Annotated in this window: 21 protein-coding genes; all 21 read left to right on the forward strand. The window is 42.2% G+C overall.

Features of this window, described 5'->3' with window-relative positions:
- The first annotated feature begins 19 nt into the window (after nucleotides 1–19).
- The 21 genes from SMSK564_RS08305 (at nucleotide 20) to SMSK564_RS08400 (ending at nucleotide 14,726) form a co-directional block, all read left to right on the forward strand.
- On the forward strand, nucleotides 20–709 hold the full coding sequence (locus SMSK564_RS08305) for a CPBP family intramembrane glutamic endopeptidase (RefSeq protein WP_000820636.1): 690 nt from the start codon (nucleotides 20–22) through the stop codon (nucleotides 707–709).
- Nucleotides 710–750: 41 nt separating this feature from the next.
- On the forward strand, nucleotides 751–999 hold the full coding sequence (gene blpZ / locus SMSK564_RS08310) for an immunity protein BlpZ (RefSeq protein WP_000276513.1): 249 nt from the start codon (nucleotides 751–753) through the stop codon (nucleotides 997–999).
- Between the two features lie 30 nt (nucleotides 1,000–1,029).
- Nucleotides 1,030–1,641, forward strand: coding sequence for a CPBP family intramembrane glutamic endopeptidase (locus SMSK564_RS08315; RefSeq protein WP_000394024.1), 612 nt, complete (start codon nucleotides 1,030–1,032; stop codon nucleotides 1,639–1,641).
- A gap of 162 nt (nucleotides 1,642–1,803) precedes the next feature.
- Entirely contained in the window at nucleotides 1,804–2,598 is a 795-nt protein-coding gene (gene ccrZ, locus SMSK564_RS08320) for a cell cycle regulator CcrZ (RefSeq protein ID WP_000363005.1), read from the forward strand.
- Complete coding sequence (gene trmB / locus SMSK564_RS08325; protein WP_001266103.1) at nucleotides 2,595–3,230, forward strand: tRNA (guanosine(46)-N7)-methyltransferase TrmB; 636 nt, start codon at nucleotides 2,595–2,597, stop codon at nucleotides 3,228–3,230. Before ccrZ ends, trmB begins: the two co-directional genes overlap by 4 nt.
- A gap of 125 nt (nucleotides 3,231–3,355) precedes the next feature.
- Nucleotides 3,356–3,835 carry a ribosome maturation factor RimP gene (gene rimP / locus SMSK564_RS08330; RefSeq protein WP_001808916.1) on the forward strand — a complete coding sequence of 160 codons (480 nt, stop codon included), beginning with the start codon at nucleotides 3,356–3,358 and terminating at the stop codon, nucleotides 3,833–3,835.
- A 43-nt stretch (nucleotides 3,836–3,878) separates the two neighbouring features.
- On the forward strand, nucleotides 3,879–5,015 hold the full coding sequence (gene nusA / locus SMSK564_RS08335; protein ID WP_000032274.1) for a transcription termination factor NusA: 1,137 nt from the start codon (nucleotides 3,879–3,881) through the stop codon (nucleotides 5,013–5,015).
- Nucleotides 5,016–5,036: 21 nt separating this feature from the next.
- A complete protein-coding gene (gene rnpM / locus SMSK564_RS08340; protein WP_000857562.1) occupies nucleotides 5,037–5,330 on the forward strand; it encodes an RNase P modulator RnpM in 294 nt (97 codons plus the stop codon).
- A complete protein-coding gene (locus SMSK564_RS0102520) occupies nucleotides 5,323–5,622 on the forward strand; it encodes a YlxQ-related RNA-binding protein (protein WP_001041389.1) in 300 nt (99 codons plus the stop codon). The genes rnpM and SMSK564_RS0102520 overlap by 8 nt, the downstream gene beginning before the upstream one ends.
- Before the next feature lie 16 nt (nucleotides 5,623–5,638).
- Complete coding sequence (infB, locus tag SMSK564_RS08345) at nucleotides 5,639–8,440, forward strand: translation initiation factor IF-2 (RefSeq protein WP_000039228.1); 2,802 nt, start codon at nucleotides 5,639–5,641, stop codon at nucleotides 8,438–8,440.
- A 250-nt stretch (nucleotides 8,441–8,690) separates the two neighbouring features.
- Nucleotides 8,691–9,041, forward strand: coding sequence for a 30S ribosome-binding factor RbfA (rbfA, locus tag SMSK564_RS08350; protein ID WP_001273601.1), 351 nt, complete (start codon nucleotides 8,691–8,693; stop codon nucleotides 9,039–9,041).
- 147 nt (nucleotides 9,042–9,188) lie between these two features.
- The gene (locus SMSK564_RS08355; protein WP_000840378.1) at nucleotides 9,189–9,968 is read left to right on the forward strand and encodes a hypothetical protein; all 780 of its coding nucleotides are present in this window, start codon (nucleotides 9,189–9,191) and stop codon (nucleotides 9,966–9,968) included.
- A gap of 1 nt (nucleotide 9,969) precedes the next feature.
- Nucleotides 9,970–10,152 carry a hypothetical protein gene (locus SMSK564_RS08360; RefSeq protein ID WP_001068158.1) on the forward strand — a complete coding sequence of 61 codons (183 nt, stop codon included), beginning with the start codon at nucleotides 9,970–9,972 and terminating at the stop codon, nucleotides 10,150–10,152.
- On the forward strand, nucleotides 10,149–10,301 hold the full coding sequence (locus tag SMSK564_RS13485) for a hypothetical protein (protein ID WP_000668202.1): 153 nt from the start codon (nucleotides 10,149–10,151) through the stop codon (nucleotides 10,299–10,301). Before SMSK564_RS08360 ends, SMSK564_RS13485 begins: the two co-directional genes overlap by 4 nt.
- A 116-nt stretch (nucleotides 10,302–10,417) precedes the next feature.
- A complete protein-coding gene (locus SMSK564_RS08370; protein WP_000368743.1) occupies nucleotides 10,418–10,651 on the forward strand; it encodes a DUF1858 domain-containing protein in 234 nt (77 codons plus the stop codon).
- Nucleotides 10,651–11,985 carry a DUF438 domain-containing protein gene (locus SMSK564_RS08375; protein WP_000752904.1) on the forward strand — a complete coding sequence of 445 codons (1,335 nt, stop codon included), beginning with the start codon at nucleotides 10,651–10,653 and terminating at the stop codon, nucleotides 11,983–11,985. The genes SMSK564_RS08370 and SMSK564_RS08375 overlap by 1 nt, the downstream gene beginning before the upstream one ends.
- 9 nt (nucleotides 11,986–11,994) lie before the next feature.
- Nucleotides 11,995–12,249 (forward strand): DUF1912 family protein, encoded by a 255-nt coding sequence (locus tag SMSK564_RS08380; protein WP_000119703.1) that lies wholly within the window; start codon nucleotides 11,995–11,997, stop codon nucleotides 12,247–12,249.
- Between the two features lie 95 nt (nucleotides 12,250–12,344).
- Nucleotides 12,345–12,740, forward strand: a complete 396-nt coding sequence (locus SMSK564_RS08385; protein WP_000038635.1) for a helix-hairpin-helix domain-containing protein — start codon at nucleotides 12,345–12,347, stop codon at nucleotides 12,738–12,740.
- 282 nt (nucleotides 12,741–13,022) lie between these two features.
- Complete coding sequence (locus tag SMSK564_RS08390; protein WP_000813806.1) at nucleotides 13,023–13,601, forward strand: flavin reductase family protein; 579 nt, start codon at nucleotides 13,023–13,025, stop codon at nucleotides 13,599–13,601.
- Entirely contained in the window at nucleotides 13,588–14,148 is a 561-nt protein-coding gene (locus tag SMSK564_RS08395) for a GNAT family N-acetyltransferase (protein WP_000196166.1), read from the forward strand. The genes SMSK564_RS08390 and SMSK564_RS08395 overlap by 14 nt, the downstream gene beginning before the upstream one ends.
- Nucleotides 14,148–14,726: a DEAD/DEAH box helicase family protein gene (locus tag SMSK564_RS08400; RefSeq protein ID WP_000550033.1), complete on the forward strand. Its 579-nt coding sequence runs from the start codon at nucleotides 14,148–14,150 to the stop codon at nucleotides 14,724–14,726. The genes SMSK564_RS08395 and SMSK564_RS08400 overlap by 1 nt, the downstream gene beginning before the upstream one ends.
- Nucleotides 14,727–14,750 lie beyond the last annotated feature (24 nt).

The following is a 14,750-nucleotide window of genomic DNA, read 5'->3' on the forward strand; positions in this document are numbered from 1 at the left end:
AGATAGTAGGAGGAGTTATATGAAAAGACACTCTATTCTTTTCAAAACGAGTGCAATTCTTTCTTATTTGTTCCTGTTTTTCGGATTGTTTTGGACAACCAAATTTTGGAGCAATTATTGGGAGTTCTCGTCTTGGGTAGGAAATCTTATCTGGATTCGAAACATCATCAGCCTTCTCTTTATCTGCTTGATGTTTTGGATTTTGGTCAGGTCGGGCCATGCTTATCTCTTTCGTATCCCTAGGAAAAAGTGGTTGAGCTATTCTGTTCTGACGGTGTTAGCCGCTGTTGTGTTGATATGCTTTAACTATCTGACAGCTAAACACGTTCAGGGAACCAATGAAGGGTGGAATTTGTTTATTGCCTATAGTGAGACAAATTTTGCGGAGTTTGGTGTTTACCTAACCTTAATCGTGCTAGGACCTCTGATGGAAGAATTGGTATGTAGGGGATTGCTTCAACATGCCTTCTTTAAGAATTCGAGGTGGGGGCTGGATCTTCTCTTTCCGTCATTCTTATTTGCCTTGCCCCACTTTTCTAGCTTGCCAAGTCTCGCAGATATTTTTGTCTATACGGCAGTGGGCTGTCTATTTGCCTGTCTAACGCGTTATACGAAGAGTATCTATCCTTCTTATTCGATTCATATTGTTAATAATATCATTGCAAACTTACCATTTTTGCTTACTTTTCTACATAGGGTCTTAGGGTAAAAAAACCAAAGGCTTGCTTTTAAGCCATAGAGGAGGTCATCATGTATAAACACTTATTTTTCCTAGATTCCAAAACCTTAGACTGGTTGACGCCTTATATTCTGGTCTTGGCTTCTGACACCATTGCATTTAATGTTTTTGTGCTAACCTTTGTATCTGTTGTGATCTTTTATTTTCTGAATCCCATGCTATCTTTAATGGATATCTTCTTAGGGGGTGGTTATGTGGTCGGATTTTGGTTACTCAAATGGTTTGTTTTGGAAAGGTTAGAGCGGAAGGATGATGTGTAGGGAGGTTTGTTTCTTGAGGAGGATAATTTTATGGAGTTCTTTGATAAATTTCATGCCTTTTGTTTTGGATTTTTAGTATTACTAATCGTCATTACAGTTCCTTATACGATTAACCACGGGGATTTTTTTCAAAATGAATCTGCATTGATTATTGTAAGTTTTCTAGTAACCTCGCTAAGTGTTGCTTATGCTAGAAAGTTTGAAATGATTTCTTTTGGGATGTTAAGCAAGAAAGAACTTTTGCTGTTCATTGTAATCTTTCTTCTAAGTGTACTTGAGACGTTGGTTTATATTCATTTCTTCGCTGTTTCTTCTGGCGCAGGAGTTCAACACTTGTCGGAAGTTAGCAGAGGAATTTCTCTGTCTTTGATTTTGACTACCTCAGTTTTTGGACCAATCCAGGAGGAACTCATTTTCAGAGGACTTCTTCAAGGTGCGGTTTTTGACAATTCTTGGTTAGGGCTTGTGCTCACTTCCTCTCTCTTTTCTTTCATGCATGGACCTTCTAATGTCCCTTCGTTTATTTTTTATCTACTTGGGGGCTTGTTACTGGGCTTTGCTTATAAAAAGAGCCAAAACCTATGGGTTTCTACTCTAGTTCACATGTTTTACAATGCTTGGCCACTCTTATATTATTTATAAAAATCATGAAAGGTAAGCAGAAGACGGTGCTTACCTTTTTCTTTCTATAAATTATAACCCAAACCACCCCATAGGCTTTTCTTTGAGAATCGGGTGTGGACCGGTTGACGAATAGGGCAAAAACTAGTAGAATAGTAAGGAAACTTTATACGGAGGAAAGAAATGGATTTGGGTGATAATGAGCTAACACTGACTCCCATACCTGGGAAAAGTGGTAAGGCTTATATGGGTAGCTATCCTGACGGGAAGCGCATCTTTGTAAAAATGAACACCTCTCCAATCCTACCTGGTCTAGCTAGAGAACAAATTGCTCCACAATTATTATGGAGCCGCCGTTTGGCAGATGGGCGTGATATGTGTGCTCAAGAATGGTTGACAGGCAAGATATTGACCCCCTATGATATGAATCGTAAACAAATCGTCAATATTTTAACCCGCCTACATCGCTCACGTCCTTTGATGACGCAGTTGAGTCGTTTGGGCTATGCCATGGAAACACCTGTAGATTTACTGCAGTCTTGGCAGGAAACGGCTCCAGATGCTTTGCGTAAAAATCATTTTATCAGTGAAGTGATGGCTGATTTACGTCAGACTATTCCAGGATTTAGAGAGGACTATGCGACCATTGTCCATGGAGATGTACGACATAGTAATTGGATTGAGACAGATAGTGGCTTGATTTATTTGGTGGATTGGGATTCGGTTCGCTTGACCGACCGCATGTTTGATGTGGCCCATATGCTCTGCCATTATATTCCAGAACATCAGTGGAAGGAATGGTTGACCTACTACGGTTACAAGTACAATCAAACGGTATTAAATAAATTGTATTGGTACGGTCAATTGTCTTATTTGAGCCAGATTTCCAAGTATTATATGAACCAAGATTTAGAAAATGTCAATCGGGAGATTCATGGCTTGCGTCACTTCCGAGACAAGTATGGAAAGAGAAGATGAGAGTTAGAAATCGTAAAGGGGCGACAGAATTACTAGAGGCAAATCCCCAGTATGTGGTCCTCAATCCCTTGGAAGCCAAGGGGAAATGGCGGAACTTGTTCGGAAACGACAATCCCATTCATGTGGAAGTTGGAAGTGGAAAGGGTGCCTTTGTTTCAGGTATGGCTAAGCAAAACCCTGACATCAACTATATCGGGATTGATATTCAAAAGTCTGTTTTGAGCTACGCTTTGGACAAGGTGCTTGAAGTTGGAGTGCCTAACATCAAGCTCTTGTGGGTAGATGGTTCTGACTTGACCGACTACTTTGAAGATGGTGAGATTGATCGCTTGTATCTGAACTTTTCAGATCCATGGCCGAAAAAACGCCATGAAAAGCGTCGTTTGACCTACAAGACCTTCTTGGATACCTTCAAACGTATCTTGCCTGAAAATGGAGAAATTCATTTCAAGACGGATAACCGTGGCTTGTTTGAGTACAGTTTAGTGAGCTTTTCTCAGTATGGCATGAAGCTCAACGGTGTCTGGCTAGATTTGCATGCCAGTGATTTTGAAGGCAATGTCATGACAGAATACGAGCAAAAATTCTCCAACAAGGGACAAGTTATCTACCGTGTTGAGGCAGAATTTTAAGAAATAGCCTGAAATCAGGCTGTATAAGTGCTTTTGCTTTACATAAGTTGGCAAATGTGCTACACTAATAGTAAGAATATGAAAAGTGAGGCGGGGAAATATCTTCGCCTCTTGCTTATGAGGAGGTGGACGCAATCGCAACAATCGTAGAATTAGTCAGAGAAGTTGTAGAACCTGTCATAGAAGCTCCTTTCGAACTCGTGGATATCGAGTATGGAAAGATTGGCAGTGACATGATTCTCAGTATTTTTGTAGATAAACCTGAAGGAATTACCTTGAACGATACGGCGGACTTGACAGAAATGATCAGTCCTGTCCTAGACACCATCAAGCCAGATCCCTTCCCAGAACAATATTTCCTAGAAATCACCAGTCCAGGCTTGGAACGTCCTTTGAAAACCAAGGATGCCGTCGCTGGAGCGGTTGGGAAATACATCCATGTCGGGCTCTACCAAGCCATCGATAAGCAAAAGGTCTTTGAAGGAACCTTGCTGGCCTTTGAAGAGGATGAGTTGACTATGGAATATATGGACAAGACGCGTAAGAAAACCGTCCAAATTCCATATAGTTTAGTATCAAAAGCACGTTTAGCAGTTAAATTATAGAAAAAGAAAGGATAGCTTTTGAGGATTCAAAAGTGAAGAAAACATGAGTAAAGAAATGCTAGAGGCCTTCCGCATTTTGGAAGAAGACAAGGGAATCAAAAAAGAAGATATCATCGACGCAGTAGTAGAGTCGCTTCGTTCCGCTTATCGCAGACGCTATGGTCAATCAGACAGCGTAGCTATTGACTTCAACGAAAAAACAGGTGATTTTACCGTTTATACTGTCCGTGAAGTTGTTGATGAAGTATTTGATAGCCGTTTGGAAATCAGCTTGAAAGATGCTCTTGCCATTAATTCAGCCTATGAACTTGGTGATAAAATCAAGTTTGAAGAAGCACCTGCTGAGTTTGGTCGTGTAGCAGCTCAATCTGCCAAACAAACCATCATGGAAAAAATGCGCAAGCAAACACGTGCCATCACTTACAATACTTACAAAGAACATGAGCAAGAAATCATGTCAGGTACAGTGGAGCGCTTCGACAACCGCTTCATCTATGTCAACCTTGGTAGCATTGAAGCCCAATTGTCAAAACAAGACCAAATTCCTGGAGAAGTTTTTGCTTCCCATGATCGTATTGAAGTCTATGTTTACAAGGTTGAAGACAACCCTCGTGGTGTCAACGTCTTTGTTAGCCGTAGCCATCCAGAAATGATCAAACGCTTGATGGAGCAAGAAATCCCAGAAGTTTATGATGGAACTGTTGAAATCATGAGCGTGGCTCGTGAAGCTGGTGACCGTACGAAGGTTGCCGTTCGTAGCCACAATCCAAACGTGGACGCTATCGGTACAATCGTTGGACGTGGTGGTGCTAATATCAAGAAGATTACTAGCAAATTCCACCCAGCTCGTTACGATGCTAAAAATGATCGTATGGTACCAATCGAAGAAAACATCGATGTTATCGAGTGGGTAGCAGATCCAGCTGAATTTATCTACAATGCCATCGCGCCTGCTGAAGTTGACCAAGTTATCTTTGATGAAAACGACAGCAAACGTGCCTTGGTGGTTGTTCCAGATAACAAGCTTTCTCTTGCCATTGGTCGTCGTGGGCAAAACGTTCGCTTGGCGGCTCACTTGACTGGTTACCGTATCGATATCAAGTCTGCTAGCGAATTTGAAGCCATGGAAGAAGCTGGTTCGGTAGATTTGGAAGCAGAAAACGATACTGTAGAAGAATAAAAGCTGCTAGAGGAGGGAAAGATGAAAACGAGAAAAATCCCTTTGCGCAAGTCTGTTGTGTCCAACGAAGTGATTGATAAGCGTGATTTGCTCCGCATTGTCAAGAACAAGGAAGGACAAGTCTTTATCGATCCGACAGGCAAGGCTAATGGTCGCGGCGCTTATATCAAGCTAGACAATGCAGAAGCCCTAGAGGCGAAAAAGAAGAAGGTCTTTAACCGCAGCTTTAGCATGGAAGTGGAAGAAAGCTTTTATGATGAGTTGATCGCTTATGTGGATCACAAAGTGAAAAGAAGAGAGTTAGGACTTGAATAAGCAAAAGATAAGCAATCTCTTGGGACTGGCTCAGCGAGCAGGCAGGATCATATCGGGTGAGGAATTGGTCGTCAAGGCCATTCAAGACGGAAAGGCCAAGTTGGTCTTTCTAGCCCATGATGCTGGACCCAATCTGACCAAGAAGATTCAAGATAAAGGTCATTATTATCAAGTAGAAATTGTAACCGTGTTTTCAACACTGGAATTAAGCATAGCAGTCGGGAAATCGAGAAAGGTTTTGGCTGTGACAGATGCTGGATTTACAAAGAAAATGAGGTCTCTTATGGAATAGAAGAGGAGGACATGATTTGTCTAAGAAAAGATTGTACGAAATCGCAAAAGAACTTGGAAAAGAAAGTAAAGAAGTTGTAGCGCGTGCAAAAGAGTTGGGCTTGGATGTGAAAAGCCACTCATCAAGTGTGGAAGAAGCTGTCGCTGCAAAAATCGCTGCCAGCTTTAAGTCTGCAGCTGCTCCGAAAGTAGAAGCAAAACCTGCAGAACAAAAATCAAGTGCAGAACAGAAAGCCGAAAAATCTGAGCCAGCTAAATCAGCTGTAGCTAAGGAAGAGGCAAAACCGGCTGAGTCAGTCGTTCCTAAAACAGAAAAAGTAGCAGCTAAACCGCAAAGCCGTAATTTCAAGGCTGAGCGTGAAGCTCGTGCCAAAGAGCAGGCAGAACGACGCAAGCAAAATAAGGGCAATAACCGTGACCAACAACAAAACGGAAACCGTCAGAAAAACGACGGCCGTAATGGTGGAAAACAAGGTCAAGGAAACCGCGACAATCGTCGCTTTAATGACCAAGCTAAGAAACAGCAAGGTCAGCAAACTCGTGGAAACGAGCGCCGTCAACAAGAGGACAAACGTCCAAATCAAGCGGCTCCACGCATTGACTTTAAAGCCCGTGCGGCAGCCCTAAAAGCAGAGCAAAATGCAGAGTACGCTCGTTCAAGTGAGGAACGTTTCAAGCAGACTCAGGCTGCCAAAGAAGCCTTGGCCCAAGCAAACAAACGCAAGGAACCAGAGGAAATCTTTGAAGAAGTGGCTAAGTTAGCTGAACAAGCGCAACAAGCACAGCAAGCTCAAGCAGTGGTTGAAGTCGTCCCTGAGAAAACAGAACCTGCAGTGGATACACGTCGTAAAAAACAAGCTCGACCAGACAAAAATCGTGACGATTATGATCATGAAGAAGATGGTCCTAGAAAACAACAAAAGAATCGAAGTAGTCAAAATCAAGTGAGAAATCAAAAGAATAGTAACTGGAATAACAACAAAAAGAACAAAAAAGGCAATAACAAGAACAACCGTAATCAGACTCCAAAACCTGTTACAGAGCGTAAATTCCATGAATTGCCAACAGAATTTGAGTATACAGATGGTATGACCGTTGCGGAAATCGCAAAACGTATCAAACGTGAACCAGCTGAAATCGTTAAGAAACTCTTTATGATGGGTGTCATGGCCACACAGAACCAATCCTTGGATGGAGAAACCATCGAACTCCTCATGGTAGATTATGGTATCGAAGCTAAACAAAAGGTTGAAGTGGATAATGCCGACATCGAACGTTTCTTTGTCGAAGATGGTTATCTCAATGAAGATGAATTGGTAGAGCGTCCACCAGTTGTAACTATCATGGGACACGTTGACCACGGTAAAACAACACTCCTAGATACCCTTCGTAACTCTCGTGTTGCGACAGGTGAAGCGGGTGGTATCACTCAGCATATCGGTGCCTACCAAATTGTTGAAAATGGCAAGAAGATTACCTTCCTTGATACACCAGGACACGCGGCCTTTACATCTATGCGTGCGCGTGGTGCTTCTGTTACCGATATTACTATCTTGGTCGTAGCGGCAGATGACGGGGTTATGCCTCAGACTATCGAAGCCATTAACCACTCAAAAGCGGCCAACGTTCCAATCATCGTAGCCATTAACAAGATTGATAAACCAGGTGCTAACCCAGAACGCGTTATCGGTGAATTGGCAGAGCATGGGGTTATGTCAACTGCTTGGGGTGGAGATTCTGAATTTGTTGAAATCTCAGCTAAATTCAACCAAAATATCGAAGAATTGTTGGAAACAGTCCTTCTTGTGGCTGAAATCCAAGAACTCAAGGCAGACCCAACAGTGCGCGCGATCGGTACAGTTATCGAAGCTCGCTTGGATAAAGGAAAAGGTGCGGTCGCAACCCTACTTGTTCAACAAGGTACCTTGAATGTTCAAGACCCAATCGTTGTCGGAAATACCTTCGGTCGTGTCCGTGCTATGACCAACGACCTTGGTCGTCGTGTTAAGGTAGCAGGTCCATCAACACCAGTTTCAATCACAGGTTTGAACGAAGCGCCAATGGCAGGTGACCACTTTGCCGTTTACGAGGATGAAAAATCTGCGCGTGCAGCAGGTGAAGAGCGTGCCAAACGTGCTCTTATGAAACAACGTCAAGCTACCCAACGTGTCAGCCTTGAAAACCTCTTTGAAACCCTTAAAGCTGGTGAACTCAAGTCTGTTAACGTTATCATCAAGGCCGATGTACAAGGTTCTGTTGAAGCCCTTTCTGCCTCACTTCAAAAGATTGACGTGGAAGGTGTCAAAGTGACCATCGTCCACTCAGCGGTCGGTGCGATCAACGAATCAGACGTGACTCTTGCCGAAGCTTCAAATGCCTTTATCGTTGGTTTCAACGTACGTCCTACACCACAAGCTCGTCAACAAGCAGAAGCTGACGATGTGGAAATCCGTCTCCACAGCATTATCTACAAGGTTATCGAAGAGATGGAAGAAGCCATGAAAGGGATGCTTGATCCAGAATTCGAAGAAAAAGTTATCGGTGAAGCAGTTATCCGTGAGACCTTCAAGGTGTCTAAAGTGGGAACTATCGGTGGATTCATGGTTATCAACGGTAAGGTTACCCGTGACTCTAAAGTTCGTGTTATCCGTGATGGTGTCGTTATCTATGACGGCGAACTTGCTAGCTTGAAACACTACAAAGACGACGTGAAAGAAGTGACTAACGGCCGTGAAGGTGGTTTGATGATTGATGGTTACAATGATATCAAGACTGATGATGTGATTGAGGCCTACGTCATGGAAGAAATCAAGAGATAAGATTTTTGCTCCTTTCTTAGGTGGTGAGGGACGCAAGCAAACCGATGGTTTCATTGCTTATTTTTGAGCCTAGGGTCTCAAAAATCCCCTGTGATGGGACTGAAAAATCAGTTCCATCACTTTCACCACAAGGAAAGAAGCGGATGATTTCAAATTGAACTTCGTTTCAATTTGAATTAAAAATCAAGAAGTTTAAAAATAGCTAGGTCTGCTGGCCTAGCTTTTGGTTCAAAGTAGAGAAAGGAATATCATGGCAAATCATTTTCGTACGGACCGTGTGGGCATGGAAATCAAGCGTGAAGTCAATGAGATTTTGCAAAAGAAAGTCCGTGATCCGCGTGTCCAAGGCGTGACCATCACAGATGTTCAGATGCTAGGTGACTTGTCTGTAGCCAAGGTTTACTACACCATTTTGAGTAACCTTGCTTCGGATAACCAAAAAGCTCAAATCGGGCTTGAAAAAGCAACTGGTACCATCAAACGTGAACTTGGTCGCAATTTGAAATTGTACAAAATCCCAGATTTGACCTTCGTCAAAGACGAGTCCATCGAGTATGGGAACAAGATTGACGAAATGCTACGCAATCTGGATAAGAACTAAGAAGAGGGGTAACCCTCTTTTTTAGTGGGGAAATGACTACAAAGCATACTAGGGAATCTTTCTAGAGTTAAAGATTATTAAAAAGCTTTATAAAATTCAGATAGTGTGATATTATGAAAGAAAGATACAAGAAAAAGAGGTATTTATATGGCTGAACAAGACTTAGCTATGCAAGTATTACAACAAGTGGTAAAACTACCTATTGTTAAGGTTGATCGTTCGAAATTTTTAGTGGATAAGTTTTCCAAAGAATTGGATCCACAGGACATTCCTACCTTATTAGAACAAGGTCCAACGTCTCTCTTATCTCAAGAAACCTTAGATAGAGTGGCTAATGCCTGCATTAGGGATAATGTTTTATTGGCGAGTGGAACCTCTGTTTTGGCAGGATTACCTGGAGGGATTGCTATGGCAATTACCATTCCAGCTGATGTGGCTCAATTTTATGGTTTCTCTCTGAAATTGGCTCAAGAATTAGGTTATATTTATGGTTATGAGGATCTTTGGGCTTCACGCGAGGAGTTGAGTGAAGATGCTCAAAATACCCTCTTGCTTTATCTAGGCGTAATGTTGGGGGTGAATGGAACCGCTGCCTTGCTACGTGCTGGTGGTATAACAATTGCCAAACAGGTAATGAAAACAGTGCCTAATAAAGCTTTAACAAAGACGCTTTGGTATCCTATTTTGAAAAAAGTCTTAAAAATATTTGGTGTGAATCTTACCAAGGGAGGGCTGGCCAAAGGAATGGGGAAATTCATTCCTATCTTGGGTGGTATCATTTCAGGTGGTTTAACCTTTGCAACTATGAAACCGATGGGTGAAAGCTTGCAGAAAGAATTGTCTAAACTAGTCAACTATAGTGAAGTTCAATATCAAGAAGATGTTGAAACAATCCGAAAAGAGGCTGAAATAATCGAGGGTGAGTGAGATGAATCCTATCAAAGCTTTTGCTAAAATTTATGGTAATTACTTTTTGACCATGCAAGGTGTAAAAGTAATGAAAACGATAAAGAAAGATGACCATGTCGTTGTCGGTTTTGGGAAACTCTTTATTGCAGACAAGCTAATGGATACGGCTCGTTGGCTCATCAAGCCAGAGGAGAGAGAATGAAATTTTTCTGGGGCCTTCTTGCTATTCTTTTTATCAAACCAATTATTGGGATTGTGAAATTCTTTTGGATGATCATCTCTTTTGCAGTCCAATTGCTGTTTTACAAGCTATTATTTAAGATATTGGATTGGCTCTTTAAACTTATTTAGATGGTCATCCAAGTCGTGGAGAACTAGCAAGTCTTGTACTGCTAGTTTTTTAATCTCTTTTCATATGGTATAATATAAGCAGTAAAATCATTTTAAAACATTCAGTGGAGGTCGTCATGGACAATATCATCGATGTGTCAATTCCTGTTGCAGAAGTGGTGGACAAGTATCCAGAAGTCTTGGAAATTCTAGTGGAGCTAGGTTTTAAACCTCTTGCCAATCCCTTAATGCGCAATACAGTCGGTCGCAAGGTATCGCTCAAACAAGGTTCTAAGCTGGAAGGAACTCCTGTGGCCAAGATTGTCCGCACACTGGAAGCAAATGGCTACGAAGTGATTGGATTAGACTAATGGCAGATGAACGGATTCATGTCCTGCGGGATATTTTGTTAGAATTGCACAATGGCGCCTCTCCTGAGTCGGTTCAGGAGCGCTTTGATGCGACCTTTACAGGCGTTTCAGCCATTGAGATTTCCCTCATGGAGCACGAGCTGATGAACTCAGACTCAGGTGTCACCTTTGAAGATGTCATGGAACTCTGTGACGTTCATGCCAATCTTTTTAAAAATGCTGTTAAGGGTGTCGAAGTTGCAGATACCGAGCACCCAGGTCACCCAGTTCGTGTCTTTAAGGATGAAAATCTAGCCCTCCGTGCGGCCTTGATTCGCATTCGTAGATTGTTAGATACCTATGAGTCTATGGAAGATGAAGAAATGCTTGCGGAGATGCGTAAGGGTTTGGTGCGTCAGATGGGACTTGTGGGTCAATTTGACATCCACTACCAGCGTAAGGAAGAGCTCTTTTTCCCCATCATGGAGCGCTATGGTCACGATTCACCTCCAAAAGTTATGTGGGGAGTGGATGACCAGATTAGGGAACTCTTTCAAACAGCTTTAGCGACAGCCAAGTCACTACCTGAAGTACCGATTTCTACTGTAAAAGAAGCTTTTGAAGCCTTTGCGGCAGAGTTTGAAAGTATGATTTTCAAGGAAGAGTCCATCCTTCTCATGATTCTCCTCGAGTCCTTTACTCAGGATGACTGGCTTCAGATTGCAGAGGAGAGCGACGCCTATGGCTATGCTATCATCCGTCCGTCTGAGAAATGGGTTCCAGAACGCCAGAGTTTTGTTGAGGAAAAGATTGCAGAGGAGCCTATTCAGCTAGATACGGCAGAGGGACAAGTTCAGCAGGTTATCGATACGCCAGAAGGACAGTTTACCATTACCTTTACCCCTAAGGAAAAGAAAGCAGTGCTGGACCGTCATAGTCAACAGGCTTTTGGGAATGGCTATCTTTCAGTCGAGCAGGCTAATCTCATCCTCAATCACCTCCCTATGGAGATTACCTTTGTCAATAAAGACGACATTTTCCAGTATTACAATGACAATACGCCAGCTGATGAGATGATTTTCAAACGGACGCCGTCCCAAGTTGGGCGCAATGTTGAACTCTGTCATCCGCCTAAGTACTTGGACAAGGTCAAGACCATCATGAAGGGGCTTCGTGAGGGAAGCAAAGGCAAGTATGAAATGTGGTTCAAGTCTGAGTCGCGAGGTAAGTTTGTCCACATCACCTACGCTGCAGTGCACGATGAAGAGGGAGAATTCCAAGGTGTGCTAGAATACGTTCAGGATATCCAGCCCTACCGTGAGATTGACACGGACTATTTCCGTGGATTAGAATAAGGAGAAAAAATGAGTTACGAACAAGAATTTATGAAGGAATTTGAAGCCTGGGTCAATACCCAAATCATGATCAACGACATGGCGCATAAGGAAAGCCAAAAAGTCTACGAAGAAGACCAAGACGAGCGTGCCAAAGATGCCATAATTCGCTACGAAAGCCGCTTGGATGCTTATCAGTTCTTGCTTGGTAAGTTTGAAAACTTCAAGGCAGGTAAGGGATTCCATGATTTACCAGAGGGATTGTTTGGTGAGCGAAATTATTAAACTAGAAAGATTCTTGATTTTTTACTAAAATCTTGATAGAATATTTATATTAAATCCTTGTCAGAGCAGGGGTTTTTTATTGAAAGGATTTTATCATGTCAAAGAAACTCAATCGTAAAAAACAATTACGAAATAGCCTCCGTCGCGCAGGTGCCTTTTCAAGTACTGTGACTAAGGTTGTAGAAGAGACAAAGAAAGTCGTGAAACGTGCAGAGCAGTCAGCAAGCCAAGCTGGTAAGGCTGTTTCTAAAAAAGTTGAACAAGCAGTCGAAGCTACCAAAGAACAAGCTCAAAAAGTAGCCAATTCTGTCGAAGATTTTGCAGCAAACTTGGGTGGACTTCCACTTGACCGTGCCAAAACTTTCTATGATGAAGGTATCAAGTCTGCTTCAGATTTCAAAAACTGGACTGAAAAAGAACTCCTTGCCTTGAAAGGAATCGGCCCAGCTACCATCAAGAAATTGAAAGAAAATGGCATCAAGTTCAAGTAATATTTCTTGTGCCTTGCATTTCCGAAAAAATCTTGCTACAATAGAGCCATTAGAGGTGTTTTGAATCCCACATTTTACAGAAAGTGGCGGCGCTGAGAAGTCCACAAATGTGTCAAAACTAGTTGCTAATGGGTGAAAAATTGAAATAAAAGTGTCTTTTTGTTTTAAAGACGAGAGTTGCGGGCGCTGCCCGAAATTGGGTGGTACCGCGGATAAATACATTCGTCCCTGTCATGTAGATGGCAGGGATTTTCTTTTGCGTCTTAGTAAAAGGAGGTTGTTATGAAGCAATCTTTTAAAACAAGTAAACTCTACTATGGCTTTCCTATCTTCATTTTGGGGTATCAGGACCAGAATTTTGGACACAATATAACGACTTGCAGCTCATCTTATAGTCTGGGAGATTGGCTAGTTATCGGTGTTGGTTCTGAGGAAAATGCGGCTGAGCAGATTAAGCATTATCAACAGTTCACCGTGAATATCCCTGATGAAAATCTCATGCTCGAGATGGAGCAGGCTGGTTTTATCAGTCATCGAGAGAAATTGAAACACCTGGGGCTAGACTACGAGATTTCTGAACAGACTCATGCTCCGATTTTGGAATCTTGTCCAGTTGTTTTGGATTGCCAAGTAGATCGGATTGTCGAAGAAGATGAAATCTGCCACATCTTTGCTAAGATTCTGGATCGACTGGCTAATCCTGAACTTTTGGATGATAAGGGACATTTTAAAAATGACCGTTTTTCGCCGACTTACTTTATGGGGGACGGTCACCAGCGCGTTTATCGCTATTTAGATAACCGTGTTGACCCTATGGGGAGCTTCATAAAGAAAGCGAGGAAGAAGGATGACAAGAGCTGAGTTGCCAGATAAAATCGAAACAGAACGTCTCGTTTTACGAGTCCGCACAGTGGCGGATGCTGAGGATATCTTTGATTATGCTAGTCGTCCAGAAGTTTCTTACCCAGCAGGTTTTCCACCTGTCAAGACCTTGGAAGATGAGATTTATTATCTGGAGCATATCCTTCCTGAACGTAATAAAAAGGAGAATCTCCCAGCTGGCTATGGGATTGTCGTCAAAGGAACCGATAAAGTCATTGGTTCTGTTGACTTCAATCACCGTCACGAAGATGATGTACTGGAGATTGGCTACACCTTGCACCCAGACTATTGGGGACGCGGTTATGTGCCAGAAGCAGCGCGTGCCTTGATTGATCTGGCTTTTAAAGAATTGAATCTACATAAAATTGAATTGTCTTGCTTTGGATATAACCTTCAAAGTCAACGAGTCGCGGAAAAGCTTGGCTTTACCCTCGAAGCTCGCATAAGAGACCGCAAAGATGCCCAAGGAAATCGCTGTGATGATTTGAGATATGGCTTGCTGAGGAGTGAGTGGGAGGTGATTTGATGCATCTTTTCATAATTGGGGCTCCGGCTTCTGGAAAAATGACGATTGGTCAAGAGTTATCTCGACTGACAGATGCTACCCTCTTTTATAACCATCAAGCCATCGATTTTGCATTAGGAATCTATCAGGACTTTACAGAGGAAATGTGGGAATTTGTTCGTGGAATTACCTTTTCTTTCCTTGGAACAAGTGCAAGAAATCAGCGATCAGTAATTTTAACTGACGTAATTGATTTTTCAAATCAGTACCAGCTGCTGTATTTGCAGCAAATTCAGGATTTATTGGATAACTTTCATCAAGAGATTCTTTTTGTGGAGTTGGAAACAAGTCTTGAAGAGCGTTTACGTCGAAATCGAACGGAGAACCGGTTGAAGCACAAGCCCTTGAAACGGCATATTGAGATATCTGAAAGAGAAATTTTAGAGACCACTGAAACCCTTCAATTAAATTCCCAACATCAACCCAATGAGTTGCACCACTACTTTAAAATAAATAATACGAATCTGTCTGCAGAAGAGGTTGCTAAGCAGATTCAAGATAAAATGAATACAATAGAGAAAGGACAATCACATGTCTAAAGAACTTCATGAAGATGTTCTCAA

Origin of the sequence: Streptococcus mitis SK564, assembly GCF_000148525.1 — a bacterium.
Classification (GTDB): Bacteria; Bacillota; Bacilli; order Lactobacillales; family Streptococcaceae; genus Streptococcus; species Streptococcus mitis_H.

Bases quoted from the DNA above. Each gene is read 5' to 3' on its own strand.
- SMSK564_RS08305 (WP_000820636.1), top strand. From the start codon at position 20: ATGAAAAGACACTCTATTCTTTTCAAAACGAGTGCAATTCTTTCTTAT.
- blpZ (WP_000276513.1), top strand. From the start codon at position 751: ATGTATAAACACTTATTTTTCCTAGATTCCAAAACCTTAGACTGGTTG.
- SMSK564_RS08315 (WP_000394024.1), top strand. From the start codon at position 1,030: ATGGAGTTCTTTGATAAATTTCATGCCTTTTGTTTTGGATTTTTAGTA.
- ccrZ (WP_000363005.1), top strand. From the start codon at position 1,804: ATGGATTTGGGTGATAATGAGCTAACACTGACTCCCATACCTGGGAAA.
- trmB (WP_001266103.1), top strand. From the start codon at position 2,595: ATGAGAGTTAGAAATCGTAAAGGGGCGACAGAATTACTAGAGGCAAAT.
- nusA (WP_000032274.1), top strand. From the start codon at position 3,879: ATGAGTAAAGAAATGCTAGAGGCCTTCCGCATTTTGGAAGAAGACAAG.
- rnpM (WP_000857562.1), top strand. From the start codon at position 5,037: ATGAAAACGAGAAAAATCCCTTTGCGCAAGTCTGTTGTGTCCAACGAA.
- rbfA (WP_001273601.1), top strand. From the start codon at position 8,691: ATGGCAAATCATTTTCGTACGGACCGTGTGGGCATGGAAATCAAGCGT.
- SMSK564_RS08355 (WP_000840378.1), top strand. From the start codon at position 9,189: ATGGCTGAACAAGACTTAGCTATGCAAGTATTACAACAAGTGGTAAAA.
- SMSK564_RS08360 (WP_001068158.1), top strand. From the start codon at position 9,970: ATGAATCCTATCAAAGCTTTTGCTAAAATTTATGGTAATTACTTTTTG.
- SMSK564_RS13485 (WP_000668202.1), top strand. From the start codon at position 10,149: ATGAAATTTTTCTGGGGCCTTCTTGCTATTCTTTTTATCAAACCAATT.
- SMSK564_RS08370 (WP_000368743.1), top strand. From the start codon at position 10,418: ATGGACAATATCATCGATGTGTCAATTCCTGTTGCAGAAGTGGTGGAC.
- SMSK564_RS08375 (WP_000752904.1), top strand. From the start codon at position 10,651: ATGGCAGATGAACGGATTCATGTCCTGCGGGATATTTTGTTAGAATTG.
- SMSK564_RS08380 (WP_000119703.1), top strand. From the start codon at position 11,995: ATGAGTTACGAACAAGAATTTATGAAGGAATTTGAAGCCTGGGTCAAT.
- SMSK564_RS08385 (WP_000038635.1), top strand. From the start codon at position 12,345: ATGTCAAAGAAACTCAATCGTAAAAAACAATTACGAAATAGCCTCCGT.
- SMSK564_RS08390 (WP_000813806.1), top strand. From the start codon at position 13,023: ATGAAGCAATCTTTTAAAACAAGTAAACTCTACTATGGCTTTCCTATC.
- SMSK564_RS08395 (WP_000196166.1), top strand. From the start codon at position 13,588: ATGACAAGAGCTGAGTTGCCAGATAAAATCGAAACAGAACGTCTCGTT.
- SMSK564_RS08400 (WP_000550033.1), top strand. From the start codon at position 14,148: ATGCATCTTTTCATAATTGGGGCTCCGGCTTCTGGAAAAATGACGATT.